We start from the raw sequence: 19,908 nt of genomic DNA on the forward strand, positions 1-19,908 counted from the left end.
CCGCGGGGATCGGCCGACGCGGGCCGCCCCGTCAGCGGCCCGGCCCCTTATTCCACGCCGGTCCGAGAGGCTTCCCGATGGCCGACCACGCAACCCACGACGCCCAAGCCCGGGCCAGCCTGCACCTTCTGGTGCGGGACATCGAACGGGTCCGCCGGCAGGTGGACGCGTTGCGCACGCTCACCGCCCAGCTGGGCAATGTGTACCGCCCGCGCCGCACCGGTCCCTCCACGGGGTTCGTCGTCTACGGCCGGGCCCCGGCGCCCACCGTCCGCCTCGCCCAAGAGCTGCGGGACAGCGTTGAGACGCTGGTCACGGCGGCGGTGGACTTCGACCGGTCGCTCGGCTTCTCCTGGGACGCGGTGGGCTCCGCGCTCGGGGTCACCAAGCAGGCCGTGCACCGGCGGTACGGAGCGCGGCGCACGGCCCAGCCGACGGCGGTCGGCACGCCCGAGCCGGACCAGCCGCGGGTCTTCCCGGCCCCGGCGCTCCCGGCCCTCCCGGCGGTCCCCGCCGTCCCCGCGGCCCGCAGCATGCCGCCGCAGCCGACGCCCCCGGCCGCCGACGCGCGCCCCAACGCGTTCCCGGGGCCCCGCAACGGGTAGCCCCCGGAGGGGTGAGGAGCTGCCATCTGGTGTCTGCGGGTCGGCCGCGGCCCGGCGGGGGGGGCGCGGTCGGCACTGATGCCTCAAGGCTGCCCGAACCCCTGGCGCGGGCCGCAGGCGGCTAGCCGATGTCGAGGGGGTCGATACGGATCCGTATCTGGTCCGTACCGCCGCGCGCCGTTCTCGCCGCGCGTGCCTCCTTCAGCGCCCGCGCCAAGGCCGCGCCGCTGCCCGGCGGCACCCGCAGCAGGGCCCGCGACCACATCTCCCCCGGTGGCGGGTCGCCAGGACGCCGCGGGCGCCCCGGCGGGGGCGCGGGCAGCGGCACCGGGCCCAGGACCTCGGTCTCCGGGGGCAGCCCGGCCGCCGCGACGAACGCGGCCAGCGTGTCCGTCCGGCCCGACACCGCGGCCATCCGCGACACCGGCGGGAACCCCAGCTCCGCCCGGTCCGCCAGCTCGCGCCGGGCGTGGCCCACGGGATCCCAGCGGACCAGCGCCTGCACCGGCCGTAGCGTCGGCTCCGCGACGATCACGACGGCGCCGCCCTCGGCACCGCCCCTGACCAGCGCCGCGGCGTCGATCCAGCGCCGCAGCGCCTCCTCGGACGAGCGCAGGTCGGGCCGCCCGAGCATCGCCCAGCCGTCGAGGAGGAGCGCGGCCGCGTAGCCGCCGTCCGCGACGGGCTCGGCCCCGGGGGTGCTGACCACGAGGGCCGGGCGCCCGGGGACGGCGTCGAGCACATGGTCCCGGCCCGAGGTCCGTACGGGGACCGCGGGGAATGTCCGGCCCAGCTCCTCGGCCGTGCGCCGCGCCCCCACGACCCGCGCCCTGAGCCGCGTACCGCCGCAGGCCACGCAGTGCCACCCGGGCACCTCCCGGCCGCACCAGCCGCACGCCAGGGCGCGTTCCTCGGGCGCCTGGAGCGGCCCGGAGCAGTGCTCGCAGCGCGCGGGTGTACGGCACCGCTCGCACGCCAGCCGAGGCACGTAGCCCCGCCGGGGCACCTGCACCAGCACCGGGCCGTGCTTCAGCCCCTCCCGGGCCGTCTCCCACGCCAGCGACGGCAGCCGGGCCGCCCGCGCGGCCCCGTCGCGGCCCAGCTGTTCGTCGCCGACGGTACGGATCAGGGGCGCGGCGGCCCTGACCCGCTCCCGGTCGGCGACCAGCGGGCGGGCCCAGCCGCTGTCGACGAGCTGCGCCGCCTCCACCGTGCAGCTCAGGGCGCCCAGCAGGAATCCGCACGACTCGTTGCGGGCCCGCAGCTCCAGCACCTCCCGGACGTGCGGGAAGGGCGCGCGGTCGTCGCTGTGGCTGGAGTCGCCGTCGTCCCAGATCGCGACCAGGCCGAGATCGCGTACCGGCGCGAACATCGCGGCCCGGGTCCCCACGACCGCGCGGACGGAACCCCGGCGCACTGCCAGCCACTCGCCGTACCGCTTCTCGGGGCCCGAGTCCGCGGTCAGCACCGCGTGCCGGCCGGGGCCCAGGAGCGCGGTCAGCGCCTCGTCGACCCGGGCGACCCGGCGTCCGTCCGGGACGACGACCAGCGCGCCGCGACCCGACGCCAGCGCGGCGGCCACGGCGCGGGCCAGCTCGTCGGGCCAGGTGGCCCCCGGCAGGGCCGTCCACACGGCGCGCGGGCCCGCCCCGCCGGCGAGGGCGGTCAGGAACTCCGGGCCGCTCGGATACCGCTGCCAGGTCCCCGGGGACGGCGGCGGGGGCGGCGGCAGCGGCTCGGGCGACGGTCTGCCCTCGGCGCGGGCGTTGCGCGGCGGGACCGCGAGCTGGAGGACGTCCGCCAGCGACCCCGCGTACCGGTCGGCCACGTCCCGGGCCAGGGCGAGGGCCTCGGGGCTGAGCACGGGCTCCGGCGACACCACGTTCGCGAGCGCGGCGAGCGCGCCGCCGTAGTCCGACGAGGCCCGGCGCTCGACGATGAACCCGTCGATGAGCCCGCCGCCCTCCCGGCGGCCCTGCCGCACCCGGGTGCCGCCGGCCCCGAACCTGACCCGGACCCGGACCCCGGGCCGGGCGTCGGCGTCCAGCTCCTTCGGCACGGCGTAGTCGAAGAACTGGTCGAGATGGAGCACACCCTTGTTGACCACGACCCGCGCCACCGGAAGCTCCTCCGCGAGGGCGGCGCCGCGCCAGGTACGGGGCTTGGCGCGGGGCACGTCGGCGCGCCGGACCGTCTCCCGGATCAGCGCGAGCTGCTCGGGTGCGGCCGCCGGGTCGCTCTCCTCCACCGCGTCGTCCCTGCCCACGGGCCAATTCTGTCAGAGCCCCCTGACACTCCCGATCCTCTCCGGGAGGGGAGCCGCGCCCTGACGTATCCGTGTCGACCGCGCCCCGCCATTGGCTTGTCGCGCCGCCGACAGGGATACCGGGGCGCGGGAACGCGCGAGACCCCGCCACCCCCCGGGAGGGGCATGGCGGGGTCTCGGGGTCTCGGGGCCGGGCGTCAGAGGCCCGCGGCCCGGCGGAGTGCGTCGGTGCGGTCGGTGCGCTCCCAGGTGAAGTCGGGGAGTTCGCGGCCGAAGTGCCCGTAGGCCGCCGTCTGACCGTAGATCGGCCGCAGCAGGTCGAGGTCGCGGATGATCGCCGCCGGGCGCAGGTCGAAGACCTCCGAGATGGCCTGCTCGATCCGCTCCACCTCGACCGTCGCCGTGCCGAAGGTCTCCACGAACAGACCCACCGGCTCCGCCTTGCCGATCGCGTACGCCACCTGCACCTCGCAGCGCGCCGCCAGACCAGCCGCCACCACGTTCTTCGCCACCCAGCGCATCGCGTACGCCGCCGAGCGGTCCACCTTCGACGGGTCCTTGCCCGAGAACGCCCCGCCACCGTGACGGGCCATACCGCCGTAGGTGTCGATGATGATCTTCCGGCCGGTCAGCCCCGCGTCACCCATCGGACCACCGATCTCGAACCGGCCCGTCGGGTTCACCAGCAACCGGTAACCCTCCGTGTCCAGCTTGATACCGTCCTCCACCAGCTCCTTCAGCACGTGCTCGACCACGAATTCGCGGATGTCGGGCGCGAGCAGCGAGTCGAGGTCGATGTCGGAGGCGTGCTGCGAGGAGACGACGACGGTGTCCAGACGGACCGCCTTGTCACCGTCGTACTCGATGGTGACCTGCGTCTTGCCGTCCGGCCGCAGGTAGGGGATGGTGCCGTTCTTGCGGACCTCGGAGAGACGGCGCGACAGCCGGTGCGCCAGGTGGATCGGCAGCGGCATCAGCTCGGGCGTCTCGTCGCAGGCATAGCCGAACATCAGCCCCTGGTCGCCCGCGCCCTGCTTGTCGAGATCGTCACCACCCGTGCCCTCGACCCGCTTCTCGTACGCCTCGTCCACACCCTGCGCGATGTCCGGGGACTGCGCGCCGATGGAGATCGAGACACCGCAGGAGGCGCCGTCGAAGCCCTTCTTCGACGAGTCGTAACCGATCTCGAGGATCTTGTTGCGGACCAGCGTCGGAATGTCGGCGTACGCCTTGGTGGTCACCTCGCCGGCGACATGCACCAGGCCGGTGGTGATCAGGGTCTCGACGGCCACGCGGGACGTGGGGTCCTCCGCGAGCAGCGCGTCGAGAACGGTGTCACTGATCTGATCGGCGATCTTGTCGGGGTGACCCTCGGTCACTGACTCCGAGGTGAAAAGACGGCGGGACACATCGCTCCCTGGGGTTGCAGCGGCTGCTGGCTGATCATGGGTGGACCGGCAGGGGGCTGCGCCCCGCGACGTTCCGCGGACCAGTTTATCCGCCACCGTCCGCCGGCGGTCCACCCGTCCCGATTCGTGAGAATCGAGTGGTCGATCTCTGAGCTGCGGTAATGCCCTCGGCGACCGCGACGAACGGCCGAAAGTCGCGGTCGGTGCCCACCGCCTTTCAGCGTGTCGCCGCCGTCACCGGGGGCCAAAACCGGGTACTCAGGCGCGCGAGGGACCGTCGATACGGGGCACCACCAGGTCCCACACCACATCCGCGAGGGTCTCCTTCGGCCCGTACGGCACCGGGGTCTCGGCGCCGTCCGCGGTGAGGACCACCGCCTCGTTCTCCTCGGCCCCGAAGGTCCTGCGCTCCCCGACCTCGTTCACGACCAGCAGATCGCAGCCCTTGCGGCGGAGCTTCTCGCGGCCGTTGGCGAGGACGTCGTCGGTCTCGGCGGCGAAGCCCACGATCACCTGACCGGCCCGCGGCCGTTCGGCCGAGATCTCGGCGAGGACGTCCGGGTTGCGGACCAGGACGATCGGCGCGGGCTCTTCGCCGTCCTTCTTCTTGATCTTGCCGGTGGCATAGTCGGCGGGCCGGAAGTCGGCCACCGCGGCGGCCATCACCACGGCGTCGGCGTCGGCCGCGGCGGCGAGCACCGCCGCGCGGAGTTCCCGGGCCGTGCCGACGGGCACCACATCGACGCCCGCCGGGTCGGCCAGGGCCGTGTTCGCGGCGATCAGGGTGACCCTGGCGCCCCGGGCGGCGGCCGTCCGCGCCAGCGCGTACCCCTGCTTGCCCGACGAGCGGTTGCCCAGGAAGCGCACCGGGTCGAGCGGCTCCCGGGTGCCCCCGGCGCTGATCACCACATGGCGGCCGGCGAGATCGGGTCCCGCGGTGCCCCGGGCCAGCACCCGGCGGCAGATCTCGAAGATCTCGCCCGGGTCGGGCAGCCGGCCCTTGCCGGTGTCGACCCCGGTGAGCCGGCCGACGGCGGGTTCCACGACGACCGCGCCCCGGCGGCGGAGCGTGGCCACGTTCTCCCGGGTCGCCGGGTGCTCCCACATCTCGGTATGCATGGCGGGCACGAAGACCACCGGACAGCGGGCGGTGAGCAGGGTGTTCGTCAGCAGATCGCCGGCGAGTCCATGGGCGGCCTTCGCCAGCAGGTCGGCGGTGGCGGGGGCGACGACGACGAGGTCGGCGCGCTGCCCGATCCGGACGTGCGGCACCTCGTGGACGTCGGACCACACCTCTGTCGACACCGGGTGGCCCGAGAGCGCGGCCCAGGTGGGGGCGCCGACGAACTCCAGGGCCGAAGCGGTCGGTACGACCCGGACGTCATGGCCCGACTCGGTGAGCCTGCGCAGCAGCTCGCACGCCTTGTACGCGGCGATGCCCCCGCTGACCCCCAGGACGACCCGCGGCTTCTCCGCGAGCCCCGATACGTCCGACGGTGTGCCCGGCTCGGCCATTGCCTCTCCCCACTCTCGGCTCTCGGCTGTCACTCCTATGACACACCACGGGCCCGGCGGTGTTCCCGCCGGGCCCGGTGTGGCGCGTTGTGCGTCAGGCGCTTCAGTTGGTCGCGCCCTCGACGGCCTCGGAGGTGAGCAGACCGGCGTTGATCTCGCGCAGGGCGATCGAGAGGGGCTTCTCGTGGACGTGGGTGTCGACGAGCGGACCGACGTACTCGAGCAGGCCCTCACCGAGCTGCGAGTAGTACGCGTTGATCTGGCGCGCCCGCTTCGCCGCGTAGATCACGAGGCTGTACTTCGAGTCCGTGGCCTCGAGCAGCTCGTCGATCGGCGGGTTGATGATGCCCTCGGGCGCAGTGATGGAAGAGGACACGCTCTACCTTCCGAAGGAGGGAAAAAGTCTGGAAAAGCTGAAACTGGAAAACCGGTGTGCGGCGGGGGCGCGGAAGTCCCGCGATGTTCCGCCGAGCCGACGGGATCGTCTGTGAACGATCACTTGTCGGAAGGCACCGCCATCAAGGCTAGCAGCTCACGGGCCACGTCCTCGACGGAGGTGTTGACCAGGGACGTGTCGAACTCGGATTCGGCGGCCAGCTCGACCCGGGCCGCGGCCAGCCGCTCCTCGATCACCTCGGCCGACTCGGTGCCCCGGCCGGTGAGCCTGCGGACCAGCTCGTCCCAGCTCGGCGGGGCCAGGAAGACCAGCCGGGACTCCGGCATGGACTCCTTGACCTGCCGGGCGCCCTGGAGGTCGATCTCCAGCAGGACCGGCTCGCCCGCCTCAAGGCGGTCGAGGACCGCCCGCCGGGGGGTGCCGTACCGGTTGCCCGCGAAGGTCGCCCACTCCAGCAGCTCGCCATTGGCGATCAGCTTGTCGAATTCGTCGTCGGTGACGAAGAAATACTGGACGCCGTGACGCTCGCCGGGGCGCGGCTTTCTCGTGGTGGCCGACACCGAGAGCCAGACCTCGGGGTGAACCTTGCGCATATGCGCGACGACCGTGCTCTTGCCGACCCCCGAGGGGCCGGAGAGCACGGTCAGCCGCGGTCGTACCTCTGCTGCCATGCAGCGATTATCCCGGTTCCCCGGGGTGTCCGGGACCGCTGCCCCGGACACCAGGGGACGATCAGGCGGGGCCGCCGCCGAACTCGCGCTCCAGGGACGCGATCTGGTTGGAGCCGAGACCTCGAACACGACGGCTTTCGGAGATGCCGAGCCGCTCCATGATCTGCTTGGCACGGACCTTGCCGACGCCGGGCAGGGACTCCAGGAGCGCGGAGACCTTCATCTTGCCGATGACGTCGTTCTCCTGGCCCTGCTTGATGACCTCGTGGAGCGAGGCGCCGGAGTGCTTGAGTCGATTCTTGACCTCGGCCCGCTCCCGGCGAGCCGCGGCGGCCTTTTCGAGCGCGGCTGCGCGCTGTTCAGGGGTAAGGGGCGGAAGAGCCACGCCTACGTCACCTCGGATGTCGAACTGTCGGATACGGACCGGTGAGGAACCTAGTCGCCCCACACCAGGCGAGCAACGAGCAACGCAGTGCTCGTGCCGCTCTTCGACGGAGACTAGCGGGCCGCACCGCTCCAGTCAGCGAGAACCGACGAAAAGTCCTGGTCAGCATCGACCGACCAGGACTTTTACGACATAACGACCGGGATTTGCGTCAAGTTTGTGTCAACTCGTTGTCAGGGCGGGTTTCCCGGCCGCTCCGCGCGCCCCGCGGACAAATCCGCTGGTCAGTACATCTATGCGCGGGGCGCACGCCCCGCCGGGCGCCGTGCGGGACGGTCGTCAGACCCCCGCGACGGCGGCCCGGCACTCCTCCGCGTAGCGCTCGGCCGCGGCCCGCAGGTCGGCCGGATCCGGACCGTGGCGCAGTACGCCCCGGCTGACGCTGGGCACGACCTGGCGGGCCGCCGCGCCGAAGACGCGCGGAATGTCGGCGGGGGTCGCGCCCTGGGCGCCGATGCCCGGGGCGAGCAGCGGGCCGTTGATCGCCAGATTCACCCCGGCGTCGGCGAGGGTGGCGCCGACGACCGCGCCGGCCGAGCCCAGCGGGCGCGCGCCGGCGTTCTCGGCGGCCAGATGGTCGAGCATCACCTGGGCCAGCGGACGGCCGTCGGCCGCGGTGGCCCGCTGGACCTCGGCCCCCTCCGGGTTGGAGGTCAGGGCGAGGACGAAGACGCCCGCGCCGGCCGCGTACGCGGCGTCCAGCGCCGGACGCAGGGAGCCGAAGCCCAGATAGGGCGAGAGGGTGACGGCGTCCGAGAAGAGCGGGGACGCGGGGTCGAGGAAGGCGGCGGCGTAGGCGGCCATGGTGGAGCCGATGTCGCCCCGCTTGGCGTCCATCAGGACGAGCGCGCCCGCGGCCCGCGCCTCCTCGACCGTCTTCTCCAGTACCGCGACGCCCCGGGAGCCGAACCGCTCGTAGAAGGCCGCCTGCGGCTTGAGGACGGCGACCCGGTCGGCGAGCGCCTCGACGGTGGTGCGGGAGAACCGCTCCAGGCCCGCGACGTCGTCGTCGAGCCCCCAGGCCGTGAGCAGGGACGCGTGGGGGTCGATCCCCACGCAGAGGGGGCCACGCTCGTCCATGGCCGCCCGCAGCCGGGCGCCGAAGGGGAGGTTCGGGGCGGTCATGCGGCGGTCTCCTCGTTCTCGGCCCGGTCACCGGCGGAACCGTCGGCACGGACATCGGCACCGACGGCCTCGGCGAGGGTGGCGTAGGGGCTGGCCTTCAGCCGGGCGGCGAGGCCCTTGTGGACGGCACGGCTCCAGAAGGGGCCCTGGTAGACGAAGGCGCTGTAGCCCTGGACAAGGGTCGCCCCGGCGAGGATGCGCTGCCAGGCGTCCTCGGCGGTCTCCACGCCGCCGACGCCGACGAGGGTGATCCGGTCGCCGACCCGGGCGTAGAGCCGCCGCAGGACCTCCAGGGACCGCTCCTTGAGCGGGGCGCCGGAGAGCCCGCCGGTCTCGGCGGTCAGCTCGGCGGGCGAGAGCAGGCCCTCACGGGCGATGGTGGTGTTGGTGGCGATGATGCCGTCGAGACCCAGCTCGACCGCCAGATCGGCGACGGCGTCGACGTCCTCGTCGGCGAGATCGGGGGCGATCTTGACGAGGAGCGGTACGCGCCGGCGGGTCTCGGTCCGGTCGGCTGCCTCGCGCACCGCGGTCAGCAGGGGCCGCAGCGACTCGGTGGCCTGAAGGTTCCGCAGCCCGGGGGTGTTGGGCGACGAGACGTTCACCACGAGATAGTCGGCGTGCCGGACGAGCCGCTCGGTGGAGGTGACGTAGTCGGCGACGGCCTCCGATTCGGGGACGACCTTGGTCTTGCCGATATTGACGCCGACGACCGTACGGAAGACCGGGCGCCGCTCCCCCAGCCGTCGGGCGACCGCGGCCGAGCCCTCGTTGTTGAAGCCCATCCGGTTGATCAGGGCCCGGTCGGGGACGAGCCGGAAGAGCCGCTGCTTCGGATTGCCGGGCTGGGCCATCGCGGTGACCGTACCGATCTCCACGTGATCGAAGCCGAGCATCGCCAGGCCGTCGATCCCGGTGGCGTTCTTGTCGAAGCCCGCCGCGAGCCCGAAGGGGCCGTGCATCCGCAGCCCGAGCGCCTCGGTGCGCAGCTCCTCGTGGCGGGGGGCGAGCACGGCGGCGGCGTAGGTGCGCAGCACGGGGATCCGGGCGGCGAGCCGGATCCACCGGAACGCCAGGTGGTGGGCGGCCTCCGGGTCCATCCGCTTGAAGAAGAGGGAGAAGAACAGCTGGTACATGGGGTGGGGTCCTCGGTCCGTAAGGAAGGGCGTCCTCAAGGGGGTCTCATGAAGACCCCTCATGGGCTCCTCATGAGGAGGGGGACACCGCGTCGTCGGTGTCCCCCTCGTCCGTGTCGGCTAGTCGCGCGCCGCGGTCAACTGTTCCGCGTGCTCCTGGAGGGAGCGGACTCCGACATCACCGCGGTTGAGCGCGTCGATGCCCTGGACGGCCGCCGCGAGCGCCTGGACCGTGGTGAGGCAGGGGACGGCGCGGGCGACGGCGGCGGTACGGATGTCGTAGCCGTCGAGGCGGCCCCCGGTGCCGTACGGGGTGTTGACGATCAGATCGACCCCGCCGTCGTGGATCAGCTGGACGATGGTCTTCTCGCCGTTCGGCCCCTCGCCTTCGCTGTGCTTGCGCACGACGGTGGCGTTGATGCCGTTCCGCTTGAGCACCTCGGCGGTGCCGGAGGTGGCGAGCAGCTCGAAGCCGTGGGCGACCAGCTCCCGGGCCGGGAAGATCATCGAGCGCTTGTCGCGGTTGGCGACCGAGATGAACGCGCGGCCCTTGGTGGGCAGCGGTCCGTAGGCGCCCGCCTGCGACTTGGCGTAGGCCGTGCCGAAGACGGTGTCGATGCCCATCACCTCACCGGTGGAGCGCATCTCCGGGCCGAGGACGGTGTCGACGCCGCGGCCGTGGATGTCCCGGAAGCGGGACCACGGCATCACGGCCTCCTTGACGGAGATCGGGGCGCCCATGGGCAGGGTGCCGCCGTCGCCGGTGGCGGGCAGCAGGCCCTCGGCGCGCAGCTCGGCGACGGTGGCGCCGAGGGAGATCCGGGCGGCGGCCTTGGCCAGCGGTACGGCGGTCGCCTTGGAGGTGAAGGGGACCGTACGGGAGGCGCGGGGGTTGGCCTCCAGGACGTAGAGGATGTCCCCGGCCATGGCGAACTGGATGTTGATCAGGCCGCGGACCCCGACGCCGCGGGCGATGGCCTCGGTGGAGGCGCGCAGCCGCTTGATGTCGAAGCCGCCGAGGGTGATCGGGGGCAGGGCGCAGGCGGAGTCGCCGGAGTGGATCCCGGCCTCCTCGATGTGCTCCATGACGCCGCCGAGGTACAGCTCGTGGCCGTCGTAGAGGGCGTCGACGTCGATCTCGATGGCGTCGTCGAGGAAGCGGTCGACCAGGACCGGCCGGGTGGGGCTGATCTCGGTGGACTCGGCGATGTACGACTGGAGGCGGGCCTCCTCGTACACGATCTCCATTCCGCGTCCGCCGAGTACGTAGCTGGGGCGGACCAGGACGGGGTAGCCGATCTCGTCGGCGATGGCCTTGGCCTCGGCGAAGGTGGTGGCGGTGCCGTGCTTGGGCGCGGGGAGTCCGGCCTCCTTGAGGACCCGGCCGAAGGCGCCGCGGTCCTCGGCGGCGTGGATGGCCTCCGGCGGGGTGCCGACGACGGGGACGCCGTTGTCCTTGAGCGCCTGGGCGAGGCCGAGCGGGGTCTGGCCGCCGAGCTGGACGACGACTCCGGCGATCGGTCCGGCCTGGGCCTCGGCGTGCACGATCTCCAGGACGTCCTCCAGGGTGAGCGGCTCGAAGTAGAGCCGGTCGGAGGTGTCGTAGTCGGTGGAGACGGTCTCGGGGTTGCAGTTGACCATCACGGTCTCGTAGCCGGCGTCGCTGAGCGCGAAGGAGGCGTGGACGCAGGAGTAGTCGAACTCGATGCCCTGGCCGATGCGGTTGGGCCCGGAGCCGAGGATGATCACGGCGGGCTTGTCGCGCGGGGCGACCTCGGTCTCCTCGTCGTACGAGGAGTAGAAGTACGGGGTCTTCGCGGCGAACTCGGCGGCGCAGGTGTCGACGGTCTTGTAGACCGGGCGGATGCCCAGCGCGTGGCGGACCTCGCGGACGACGTCCTCGCGCAGTCCGCGGATCCCGGCGATCTGGGCGTCCGAGAAGCCGTGGCGCTTGGATTCGGCGAGCAGCTCGGGGGTGAGCTTGTCGGCGGCGGCCAGCTCGTCCGCGTACTCCTTGATCAGGAAGAGCTGGTCGACGAACCAGGGGTCGATCCGGGTGGCGTCGAAGACCTCGTCCGCGGTGGCCCCGGCGCGGATGGCGGCCATCACGGTGTTGATCCGGCCGTCGGTGGGCTTCACGGCCTCGCGCAGCAGCTCCGCCTTGTCGCCGAGGTCGGCGACGGGGGTGGCGAAGTCGAACTGGCTGCCCTTCTTCTCCAGGGACCGCAGGGCCTTCTGGAGGGCCTCGGTGAAGTTGCGGCCGATGGCCATGGCCTCGCCGACCGACTTCATGGTGGTGGTGAGGGTGGCGTCGGCGGACGGGAACTTCTCGAAGGCGAAGCGGGGGGCCTTGACCACGACGTAGTCGAGGGTGGGCTCGAAGGACGCCGGGGTCTGCTCGGTGATGTCGTTGGGGATCTCGTCGAGCGTGTAGCCGACGGCGAGCTTCGCGGCGATCTTGGCGATGGGGAAGCCGGTGGCCTTGGAGGCGAGCGCCGACGAGCGGGAGACCCGGGGGTTCATCTCGATGACGATGATCCGGCCGTCGGCGGGGTCGATCGCGAACTGGATGTTGCAGCCGCCGGTGTCGACGCCGACCTCGCGGATGATCGCGATACCGATGTCGCGCAGCCGCTGGTACTCGCGGTCGGTGAGGGTCATCGCGGGGGCGACGGTGATGGAGTCGCCGGTGTGGACGCCCATCGGGTCGAAGTTCTCGATGGAGCAGACGACCACGACGTTGTCGTTCTTGTCGCGCATCAGCTCCAGCTCGTACTCCTTCCAGCCGAGGATGGACTCCTCCAGGAGTACCTCGGTGGTCGGGGAGAGCGTCAGGCCCTGGCCGGCGATCCGGCGCAGTTCCTCCTCGTCGTGGGCGAAGCCGGAGCCGGCGCCGCCCATGGTGAAGGAGGGGCGGACCACGACGGGGTAGCCGCCGAGGGTGTCGACGCCCTGGAGGACGTCGTCCATGGAGTGGCAGATGACCGAGCGGGCGGACTCGCCGTAGCCGATCTCGGCCTTGACGGCCTCGACGACGCCCTTGAAGAGGTCGCGGTCCTCGCCCTTGTTGATGGCCTCGACATTGGCGCCGATGAGCTCGACGCCGTACTTCTCCAGGACGCCCTGCTCGTGCATGGAGATCGCGGTGTTGAGCGCGGTCTGGCCGCCGAGGGTGGGCAGCAGGGCGTCGGGGCGCTCCTTGGCGATGATCTTCTCGACGAACTCCGGGGTGATGGGCTCGACGTAGGTGGCGTCGGCGATCTCCGGGTCGGTCATGATCGTGGCCGGGTTGGAGTTGACCAGGATGACCCGCAGGCCCTCGGCCTTGAGGACCCGGCACGCCTGGGTGCCGGAGTAGTCGAACTCGGCGGCCTGGCCGATGACGATCGGGCCCGAGCCGATGACCAGGACGGACTGGATGTCGGTGCGCTTAGGCACGCTGGCCCTCCATCAGGGTGACGAAGCGGTCGAACAGGTACGCGGCGTCGTGCGGACCCGCTGCCGCTTCGGGGTGGTACTGGACGCTGAAGGCCGGCCGGTCGAGGAGCCGCAGCCCCTCCACCACGTCGTCGTTGAGACAGACGTGGGAGACCTCGGCACGGCCGAAGGGGGTGTCGGACACGGCGTCGAGGGGGGCGTCGACGGCGAAGCCGTGGTTGTGGGCGGTGACCTCGACCTTGCCCGTCGTACGGTCCTGGACCGGCTGGTTGATGCCGCGGTGGCCGTACTTCAGCTTGTAGGTGCCGAAGCCGAGGGCGCGGCCGAGGAGCTGGTTGCCGAAGCAGATCCCGAAGAGGGGGGTCTTCTTCTCCAGGACCGCCCGGACGACGGTCAGATCGGCGGTGGCCGGGTCGCCGGGGCCGTTGGACAGAAAGACGCCATCGGGCCGGACGGCGTAGACCTCGTCGACGGTGGCGGTGGCGGGCAGGACGTGGACCTCTATGCCGCGTTCGGCCATCAGCCTCGGTGTCATGCCCTTGATGCCGAGGTCGAGGGCGGCGACGGTGAACCGCTTCTCGCCGACGGCGGGGACGACGTAGGTCTCGGCGGTGGCGACCTCGGCGGAGAGGTCGGCGCCCGTCATCTGGGGCGCGGACCGCACCCGGTCGAGCAGGGCCGGCTCGTCGGCGACGGCGTCGCCGGAGAAGATGCCGACCCGCATGGCGCCGCGCTCGCGCAGATGGCGGGTGAGGGCGCGGGTGTCGATACCGCTGATCCCGACGATGCCCTGGGCGGTCAGCTCGTCGTCGAGGGTGCGGCGGGAGCGCCAGTTGGACGGGGTCCTGGCGGGGTCGCGGACCACATAGCCGGCGACCCAGATCTTCCGGGACTCGTCGTCCTCGTCGTTGACGCCGGTGTTGCCGACGTGGGGGGCGGTCATGACGACGACCTGGCGGTGGTACGAGGGGTCGGTCAGGGTCTCCTGGTACCCGGTCATCCCGGTGTTGAACACCGCTTCGCCGAAGGTCTCCCCCACGGCCCCGTAGGCACGGCCGCGGAAGGTGCGGCCGTCCTCCAGGACGAGTACGGCGGGAGCCGTGGTCCGCCGTGCGGCGGCTCCCCTGGTGGAGGTGGTCATCGTGCGCCTTCCTTCGTGGTGATCAGGTTGTTCAGGGTGGCGACCCAGTCGTTGTGCTCGGCGGCCCGGTCGGAGCGGAAGCCGGAGTCGATCAGGGTGTCGCCGTGCTCCCAGGTGAGGACCAGCAGGCCGCCCTCGGCGAGGACCTTGCCCGCGATGCCCTTGTCGAGGCGGGCCTCGCGCAGGGCGGCCCGGGGGATGTGGAAGTCGCGCGCCCCGGGGCGTACGACGTCGATCCCGGCCTCGGTGAGGGTCAGCTCGACCCGGCTGCGGACGCCCAGGCCGTGGGCGACGATCCGGTCGAGCCACTGCCCGGCGGTGGTGGAGCCGTGGTACCGGCCGTCGAGGGCGGCCAGCGGGGCGCCGCCGGCCTCGGGTACGGGGTGCAGGTCGGGGAGGCCCGACTGGAGGCTGCCGCGCCACTTCCAGCCCTGGCGCATCAGCCAGTAGACGAGGGCGATGAAGAGCAGCAGTCCGACGACCCAGCCGATCCGGGCGGCCCAGTCGGTGACCTCCGCGGACTTGCGCTCCTCGGCCGCGATGATCTCGATGCCTGCTGCGATGGTGGTGAGTGTTGTCACGTCAGCTTCCCGTCGACGACCGTTGCCCGGCCCCGCAGGAAGGTGTGGGTCACGCGTCCCGGCAGCTCACGGCCCCGATAGGGGGTGTTGCTGCTGCGGGAGGCGAAGTCCGCGGGGTCCACGGTCCCACGGTATGCCGGATCGACCAGGACCAGGTTGGCGGGCTCACCCGCGGCGACCGGGCGGCCGTGTCCTTCGAGCCGGCCGATGCGGGCGGGCCGGAAGGACATCCGGTCGGCGACCCCGGCCCAGTCCAGCAGCCCGGTCTCGACCATCGTCTCCTGGACGACGGAGAGCGCCGTCTCCAGACCGACCATGCCCATGGCGGCTGCGCCCCACTCGCAGTCCTTGTCCTCGTGGGGGTGGGGGGCGTGGTCGGTGGCGACGCAGTCGATGGTGCCGTCGGCGAGCGCCTCGCGCAGGGCCATCACATCGGTGGCGGTGCGCAGCGGCGGGTTGACCTTGTAGACCGGGTCGTAGGTGCGGACCAGCTCGTCGGTGAGGAGGAGGTGGTGCGGGGTGACCTCGGCGGTCACGTCCCAGCCCTTGGACTTGGCCCAGCGGATGATCTCCACGGAACCGGCGGTGGAGAGATGGCAGATGTGGACCCGGGAGCCGACGTGGGCGGCGAGCAGGACGTCGCGGGCGATGATCGACTCCTCGGCGACGGCGGGCCAGCCGCCGAGTCCGAGTTCGGCGGAGACGACGCCCTCGTTCATCTGGGCGCCCTCGGTCAGCCGGGGCTCCTGGGCGTGCTGGGCGACGACGCCGTCGAAGGCCTTCACGTACTCCAGCGCGCGGCGCATGATCACGGCGTCGTCGACGCACTTGCCGTCGTCGGAGAAGACGGTCACCCCGGCGGCGGAGTCGTGCATGGCGCCCAGCTCGGCGAGCTGCTTGCCCTCCAGGCCCACGGTGACGGCGCCGACGGGCCGGACGTCGCAGTAGCCGGACTCCTTGCCGAGCCGGTAGACCTGCTCGACCACGCCGGCGGTGTCGGCGACGGGGAAGGTGTTGGCCATGGCGTGGACGGCGGTGAAGCCGCCGACGGCCGCGGCGCGGGTGCCGGTGAGGACGGTCTCGGAGTCCTCGCGGCCGGGCTCGCGCAGATGGGTGTGGAGGTCGACCAGGCCGGGCAGCAGGATCTTCCCTGCGGCCTCGACGACGGTGGCGTCGCCGGGCTCGATCACGGGGGCGACCCCGGCGATCGTGCCGCCGTCGATCAGGACGTCCTGCGGCTCCCCGCCGAGCACCTGTGCGCCGCGGATCAGGATCTTGCTCATGGTTACTTGGTCTCCTCGGTACGGGCGGTCTCGGTGCGGGCGGCGGTGTGGGCGGCGGCGGACTCGTTGCCGCCGAGCAGCAGGTAGAGGACCGCCATCCGGATGGACACGCCGTTGGCGACCTGTTCCACGGCGGTGCAGCGGTCGGAGTCGGCGACCTGGGCGGTGATCTCCATACCCCGGTTCATCGGCCCCGGGTGCATCACGATGGAGTCCTCGGGCATCCGGGCCATCCGGTCGCCGTCGAGGCCGTAGCGGCGGGCGTACTCGCGCTCGGTGGGGAAGAACGCGGCGTTCATCCGCTCGCGCTGCACCCGCAGCATCATCACGGCGTCGGACTTGGGCAGTACGGAGTCGAGGTCGTAGGAGACCTCGCACGGCCAGCTGTCGACCCCGATCGGGACCAGGGTCGGCGGGGCGACCAGGGTGACCTGGGCGCCGAGGGTGTGGAGCAGCAGGACATTGGAGCGGGCGACCCGGCTGTGCAGGATGTCGCCGACGATGGTGATCCGGCGTCCGGCCAGGTCACGGCCCATTCCGGCGTCGCGCCCCACCAGCCGGCGGCGCATGGTGAAGGCGTCGAGGAGGGCCTGGGTGGGGTGCTCGTGGGTGCCGTCGCCGGCGTTGACGACGGAGCCGTCGATCCAGCCGGAGTTGGCCAGCCGGTAGGGCGCTCCCGAGGCGTGGTGGCGGATGACGACGGCGTCGGCGCCCATGGCCTCCAGCGTGAGGGCGGTGTCCTTGAGGGACTCGCCCTTGGAGACCGACGACCCCTTGGCGGAGAAGTTGATGACGTCGGCGGAGAGGCGCTTGGCGGCGGCCTCGAAGGAGATCCGGGTCCGGGTCGAGTCCTCGAAGAAGAGGTTCACCACGGTACGGCCGCGGAGGGTGGGCAGCTTCTTGATCGGCCGGTCGGCGACGCGGGCCATCTCCTCGGCGGTGTCGAGGACGAGGACGGCGTCGTCCCGCGTGAGATCGGCGGCCGAGATGAGGTGATGCTTCATCTGGTGGGCTCCGGTGGGTTCGGCTCGGGTCGGCACATGCGGCGTGCGGCGTACGAGGGTGCGGCGTACGGGGGTGCGCCACCGCGTTCGGGGGCCTTGGGCGCACGGGGGCGCCCGGACGCCGCTGGGCGGGCGTACGGGGCCGCTGGGAGTGCTAGGGGGTGTCGCGGACGCCGAGCAGGACGGTGTCGCGGCCGTCCTCCTCGGAGAGGAGGACCTTCACGGTCTCGCGCAGGGACGTGGGCAGGTTCTTGCCCACGTAGTCGGCTCGGATGGGCAGCTCGCGGTGGCCCCGGTCGACGAGGACGGCGAGCTGGACCGCGCGGGGGCGGCCGATGTCGCCGAGGGCGTCGAGCGCGGCGCGGATGGTGCGGCCGGAGAAGAGCACGTCGTCGACGAGGACGACCAGCCGGCCGTCGATGCCGTCGCCGGGGATCTCGGTACGGGCCAGCGCGCGGGTGGGCCGCATCCGCAGGTCGTCGCGGTACATGGTGATGTCGAGGGAGCCGACCGGGACGGTGCGCCCGGTGATCTGCGCCAGCTTCTCGGCGAGCCTGCGGGCGAGGAAGACGCCGCGGGTGGGGATGCCGAGGAGCACCACGTCGTCGGCGCCTTTGGCGCGTTCGACGATCTCGTGGGCGATACGGGTCAGCACCCGGGCGATATCGGGTGCTTCCAGTACGGGGCGGGCCGTTTCGGAGCCGCCTGTGTGGCTGTTCGTATCCATGGATTCCATGGAGAAACAGACCTCCTTCTCCGCCTCACGGGACGGACCTTAAAGGACGTCGGATAGTGCGCCCCCTACCGTACCAGGGCCATTCGGGGGAACCCCACGGGGTGTGGTCCGGACCAGGCACGATGCGCGTTGTGATCATGACAGGCCACCGGTCTGGACCCGTTCGGCTTGACGCCCCCGAATCACGCTGCGTAACCTCACAGTGAGTCACCAGCAGCGGTTCGGAGCCGCACGTTGTCACAGCGTCCGGGGAGCTATATGTCCAGCGAATACGCAAAGCAGCTCGGGGCCAAGCTCCGCGCCATCCGCACGCAGCAGGGGCTGTCCCTCCACGGCGTGGAGGAGAAGTCCCAGGGCCGCTGGAAGGCCGTGGTGGTCGGGTCGTACGAGCGCGGCGACCGCGCTGTGACGGTCCAGCGCCTGGCCGAGCTGGCCGACTTCTACGGGGTCCCGGTCCAGGAGCTGCTGCCGGGTACGACGCCGGGCGGGGCCGCCGAGCCGCCGCCGAAGCTCGTGCTCGACCTGGAGCGGCTGGCGCACGTGCCGGCCGAGAAGGCGGGCCCCCTCCAGCGGTACGCGGCCACGATCCAGTCCCAGCGGGGCGACTACAACGGCAAGGTGCTGTCGATCCGCCAGGACGACCTGCGCACGCTCGCGGTCATCTACGACCAGTCGCCGTCGGTCCTGACCGAGCAGCTGATCAGCTGGGGTGTGCTGGACGCGGACGCGCGGCGCGCGGTCGGCCACGAGGAGAACTGAGCCCGGCGGCCGGGCCCCGCGGGGACGGCCGCGAAGAATCGTCACGCCGATGGGCGGGCACCCCCTGGAGGGTGCCCGCCCATCGGCGTCCGTATCCGTCCGTAGCCCGTCTCGACCCGGCCGTGTCCGGCCGTACGAGTCGTTCGAGCGGCTGTACGGGCCGTACGCGCCGCTCCACCGCCGTACGAGCCGACTGCCGGGCCCGGGGGGCCGGTGCTCCCCCGGGTGCCGCCCTCCGCCCCCGTACGCCCCGTACGCCCCTCATGGCGCCCCGGGCCGGGACATGCCGCGGGCCCGGACCCCCGGACCGCGGTCGGTCCATGGGGGTCCGGGCCCGGTACGGCAGGTCCGGCCCGTCGGTCCGTCAGGCGCTTTCGCGCCGCAGGGACGGCTTCAGCTCCTTGAAACGGCCCAGGAGCCCGTTGACGAACGACGGCGAATCGTCGGTGGAGAACTCCTTGGCGAGCTGGACCGCCTCGTCGATCACCACGGCGTCCGGGGTCTCGTCGACCCAGACCAGTTCATAGGCGCCGAGCCGGATGATGTTCCGGTCGACGACCGGCATCCGGTCGAGGTCCCAGTCCGTCGCATAGGTGGAGATCAGCTCGTCGATCCGGGCCGCGTAGCCCTCGTACCCCTCGACCAGCTGCATCGTGTACTCGTTGACCGGCGGCTGCCGGTCGTCGGTCCGTGAGTGCCGGATCCAGTCCGCGAGCACCGTCCGCGCGGTCACTTCCCGCTGGTCGGCCTCGAAGAGGATCTGGAAGGCACGCTTACGGGCCTTGCTGCGAGCGGACACCTTAGCTGTTCACCCGGCTGAGGTAGTCGCCGGAGCGGGTGTCGACCTTGATCTTCTCACCGGTGGTGATGAAGAGGGGGACCTGGACCTCGTAGCCGGTCTCCAGCTTGGCGGGCTTGGTGCCACCGGTGGAGCGGTCGCCCTGGACGCCCGGCTCGGTCTCGGCGATGACCAGCTCCACGGCGGCCGGCAGCTCCACGTAGAGCACCTCGCCCTCGTGGGTGGCGACGGTGGCCTCGAAGCCCTCGATCAGGAAGTTGGCGGAGTCGCCGACGGCCTTGCGCTCGATGTGCAGCTGGTCGTACGTCTGCATGTCCATGAAGACGAAGTAATCGCCGTCCATGTACGAGAACTGCATGTCGCGGCGGTCGACGGTGGCCGTCTCGACCTTCACGCCGGCGTTGAACGTCTTGTCGACGATCTTCCCGGAGAGCACGTTCTTGAGCTTGGTGCGCACGAAGGCCGGGCCCTTGCCGGGCTTGACGTGCTGGAACTCGACGACGGACCACAGCTGGCCGTTGTCGAGCTTGAGCACCATGCCGTTCTTGAGGTCGTTCGTGGAAGCCACGGTTGCGGAATCTCCTGGACTGACGTGGAC

General features: G+C 72.0%; 18 protein-coding genes. 2 read left to right on the forward strand and 16 right to left on the reverse strand.

Annotated features, from left to right (window positions below; translation table 11 throughout):
• Nucleotides 1-77: 77 nt before the first annotated feature.
• Nucleotides 78-605, forward strand: a complete 528-nt coding sequence (locus ACFXG1_RS03860; protein WP_384724065.1) for a hypothetical protein — start codon at nucleotides 78-80, stop codon at nucleotides 603-605.
• Nucleotides 606-726: 121 nt separating this feature from the next.
• Here ACFXG1_RS03860 and ACFXG1_RS03865 read toward each other — a convergent pair whose 3' ends face one another.
• The 14 genes from ACFXG1_RS03865 to pyrR form a co-directional block, all read right to left on the reverse strand.
• Nucleotides 727-2,871, reverse strand: coding sequence for a primosomal protein N' (locus tag ACFXG1_RS03865; RefSeq protein ID WP_384740735.1), 2,145 nt, complete (start codon nucleotides 2,869-2,871; stop codon nucleotides 727-729).
• A 197-nt stretch (nucleotides 2,872-3,068) separates the two neighbouring features.
• Complete coding sequence (gene metK, locus ACFXG1_RS03870; RefSeq protein ID WP_384720744.1) at nucleotides 3,069-4,280, reverse strand: methionine adenosyltransferase; 1,212 nt, start codon at nucleotides 4,278-4,280, stop codon at nucleotides 3,069-3,071.
• 258 nt (nucleotides 4,281-4,538) lie between these two features.
• The gene (coaBC, locus tag ACFXG1_RS03875; RefSeq protein WP_384740739.1) at nucleotides 4,539-5,795 is read right to left on the reverse strand and encodes a bifunctional phosphopantothenoylcysteine decarboxylase/phosphopantothenate--cysteine ligase CoaBC; all 1,257 of its coding nucleotides are present in this window, start codon (nucleotides 5,793-5,795) and stop codon (nucleotides 4,539-4,541) included.
• 103 nt (nucleotides 5,796-5,898) lie between these two features.
• Complete coding sequence (gene rpoZ / locus ACFXG1_RS03880) at nucleotides 5,899-6,171, reverse strand: DNA-directed RNA polymerase subunit omega (protein WP_358824854.1); 273 nt, start codon at nucleotides 6,169-6,171, stop codon at nucleotides 5,899-5,901.
• A gap of 119 nt (nucleotides 6,172-6,290) precedes the next feature.
• Nucleotides 6,291-6,863 (reverse strand): guanylate kinase, encoded by a 573-nt coding sequence (gmk, locus tag ACFXG1_RS03885; RefSeq protein WP_384740743.1) that lies wholly within the window; start codon nucleotides 6,861-6,863, stop codon nucleotides 6,291-6,293.
• 61 nt (nucleotides 6,864-6,924) lie between these two features.
• Nucleotides 6,925-7,248 carry an integration host factor gene (locus ACFXG1_RS03890; RefSeq protein ID WP_003956414.1) on the reverse strand — a complete coding sequence of 108 codons (324 nt, stop codon included), beginning with the start codon at nucleotides 7,246-7,248 and terminating at the stop codon, nucleotides 6,925-6,927.
• A 339-nt stretch (nucleotides 7,249-7,587) separates the two neighbouring features.
• Nucleotides 7,588-8,433 (reverse strand): orotidine-5'-phosphate decarboxylase, encoded by an 846-nt coding sequence (gene pyrF, locus ACFXG1_RS03895; protein WP_384740746.1) that lies wholly within the window; start codon nucleotides 8,431-8,433, stop codon nucleotides 7,588-7,590.
• Complete coding sequence (locus tag ACFXG1_RS03900) at nucleotides 8,430-9,569, reverse strand: quinone-dependent dihydroorotate dehydrogenase (protein WP_384716410.1); 1,140 nt, start codon at nucleotides 9,567-9,569, stop codon at nucleotides 8,430-8,432. Before ACFXG1_RS03900 ends, pyrF begins: the two co-directional genes overlap by 4 nt.
• Nucleotides 9,570-9,689: 120 nt before the next feature.
• Nucleotides 9,690-13,007 (reverse strand): carbamoyl-phosphate synthase large subunit, encoded by a 3,318-nt coding sequence (gene carB, locus ACFXG1_RS03905; RefSeq protein ID WP_384740750.1) that lies wholly within the window; start codon nucleotides 13,005-13,007, stop codon nucleotides 9,690-9,692.
• Nucleotides 13,000-14,148, reverse strand: coding sequence for a glutamine-hydrolyzing carbamoyl-phosphate synthase small subunit (gene carA / locus ACFXG1_RS03910; RefSeq protein WP_384716417.1), 1,149 nt, complete (start codon nucleotides 14,146-14,148; stop codon nucleotides 13,000-13,002). The genes carB and carA overlap by 8 nt, the downstream gene beginning before the upstream one ends.
• Entirely contained in the window at nucleotides 14,145-14,729 is a 585-nt protein-coding gene (locus ACFXG1_RS03915) for a hypothetical protein (RefSeq protein ID WP_384716420.1), read from the reverse strand. Before ACFXG1_RS03915 ends, carA begins: the two co-directional genes overlap by 4 nt.
• Nucleotides 14,726-16,012, reverse strand: a complete 1,287-nt coding sequence (locus tag ACFXG1_RS03920; RefSeq protein WP_384740754.1) for a dihydroorotase — start codon at nucleotides 16,010-16,012, stop codon at nucleotides 14,726-14,728. Before ACFXG1_RS03920 ends, ACFXG1_RS03915 begins: the two co-directional genes overlap by 4 nt.
• A 2-nt stretch (nucleotides 16,013-16,014) precedes the next feature.
• Nucleotides 16,015-17,016, reverse strand: a complete 1,002-nt coding sequence (locus ACFXG1_RS03925) for an aspartate carbamoyltransferase catalytic subunit (RefSeq protein WP_384740756.1) — start codon at nucleotides 17,014-17,016, stop codon at nucleotides 16,015-16,017.
• 154 nt (nucleotides 17,017-17,170) lie between these two features.
• Nucleotides 17,171-17,752: a bifunctional pyr operon transcriptional regulator/uracil phosphoribosyltransferase PyrR gene (gene pyrR, locus ACFXG1_RS03930; protein WP_384721878.1), complete on the reverse strand. Its 582-nt coding sequence runs from the start codon at nucleotides 17,750-17,752 to the stop codon at nucleotides 17,171-17,173.
• Nucleotides 17,753-18,010: 258 nt separating this feature from the next.
• On the opposite strand from pyrR, the gene bldD reads away from it, so the two are divergent.
• Nucleotides 18,011-18,511: a transcriptional regulator BldD gene (bldD, locus tag ACFXG1_RS03935; RefSeq protein WP_384721875.1), complete on the forward strand. Its 501-nt coding sequence runs from the start codon at nucleotides 18,011-18,013 to the stop codon at nucleotides 18,509-18,511.
• 364 nt (nucleotides 18,512-18,875) lie between these two features.
• On the opposite strand, the gene nusB is transcribed toward bldD, so the two are convergent.
• Complete coding sequence (nusB, locus tag ACFXG1_RS03940; RefSeq protein WP_384722350.1) at nucleotides 18,876-19,310, reverse strand: transcription antitermination factor NusB; 435 nt, start codon at nucleotides 19,308-19,310, stop codon at nucleotides 18,876-18,878.
• A 1-nt stretch (nucleotide 19,311) separates the two neighbouring features.
• Nucleotides 19,312-19,878 carry an elongation factor P gene (efp, locus tag ACFXG1_RS03945; protein WP_006350346.1) on the reverse strand — a complete coding sequence of 189 codons (567 nt, stop codon included), beginning with the start codon at nucleotides 19,876-19,878 and terminating at the stop codon, nucleotides 19,312-19,314.
• Nucleotides 19,879-19,908: the final 30 nt, after the last annotated feature.

Source organism: Streptomyces sp. NPDC059248 (assembly GCF_042753905.1).
Taxonomy (GTDB): domain Bacteria; phylum Actinomycetota; class Actinomycetes; order Streptomycetales; family Streptomycetaceae; genus Streptomyces.

Bases quoted from the DNA above. Each gene is read 5' to 3' on its own strand.
- gmk (WP_384740743.1), bottom strand. From the start codon at position 6,863: ATGGCAGCAGAGGTACGACCGCGGCTGACCGTGCTCTCCGGCCCCTCG.
- bldD (WP_384721875.1), top strand. From the start codon at position 18,011: ATGTCCAGCGAATACGCAAAGCAGCTCGGGGCCAAGCTCCGCGCCATC.
- carA (WP_384716417.1), bottom strand. From the start codon at position 14,148: ATGACCACCTCCACCAGGGGAGCCGCCGCACGGCGGACCACGGCTCCC.
- ACFXG1_RS03920 (WP_384740754.1), bottom strand. From the start codon at position 16,012: ATGAGCAAGATCCTGATCCGCGGCGCACAGGTGCTCGGCGGGGAGCCG.
- ACFXG1_RS03925 (WP_384740756.1), bottom strand. From the start codon at position 17,016: ATGAAGCATCACCTCATCTCGGCCGCCGATCTCACGCGGGACGACGCC.
- ACFXG1_RS03860 (WP_384724065.1), top strand. From the start codon at position 78: ATGGCCGACCACGCAACCCACGACGCCCAAGCCCGGGCCAGCCTGCAC.
- ACFXG1_RS03900 (WP_384716410.1), bottom strand. From the start codon at position 9,569: ATGTACCAGCTGTTCTTCTCCCTCTTCTTCAAGCGGATGGACCCGGAG.
- pyrR (WP_384721878.1), bottom strand. From the start codon at position 17,752: ATGGAATCCATGGATACGAACAGCCACACAGGCGGCTCCGAAACGGCC.
- pyrF (WP_384740746.1), bottom strand. From the start codon at position 8,433: ATGACCGCCCCGAACCTCCCCTTCGGCGCCCGGCTGCGGGCGGCCATG.
- coaBC (WP_384740739.1), bottom strand. From the start codon at position 5,795: ATGGCCGAGCCGGGCACACCGTCGGACGTATCGGGGCTCGCGGAGAAG.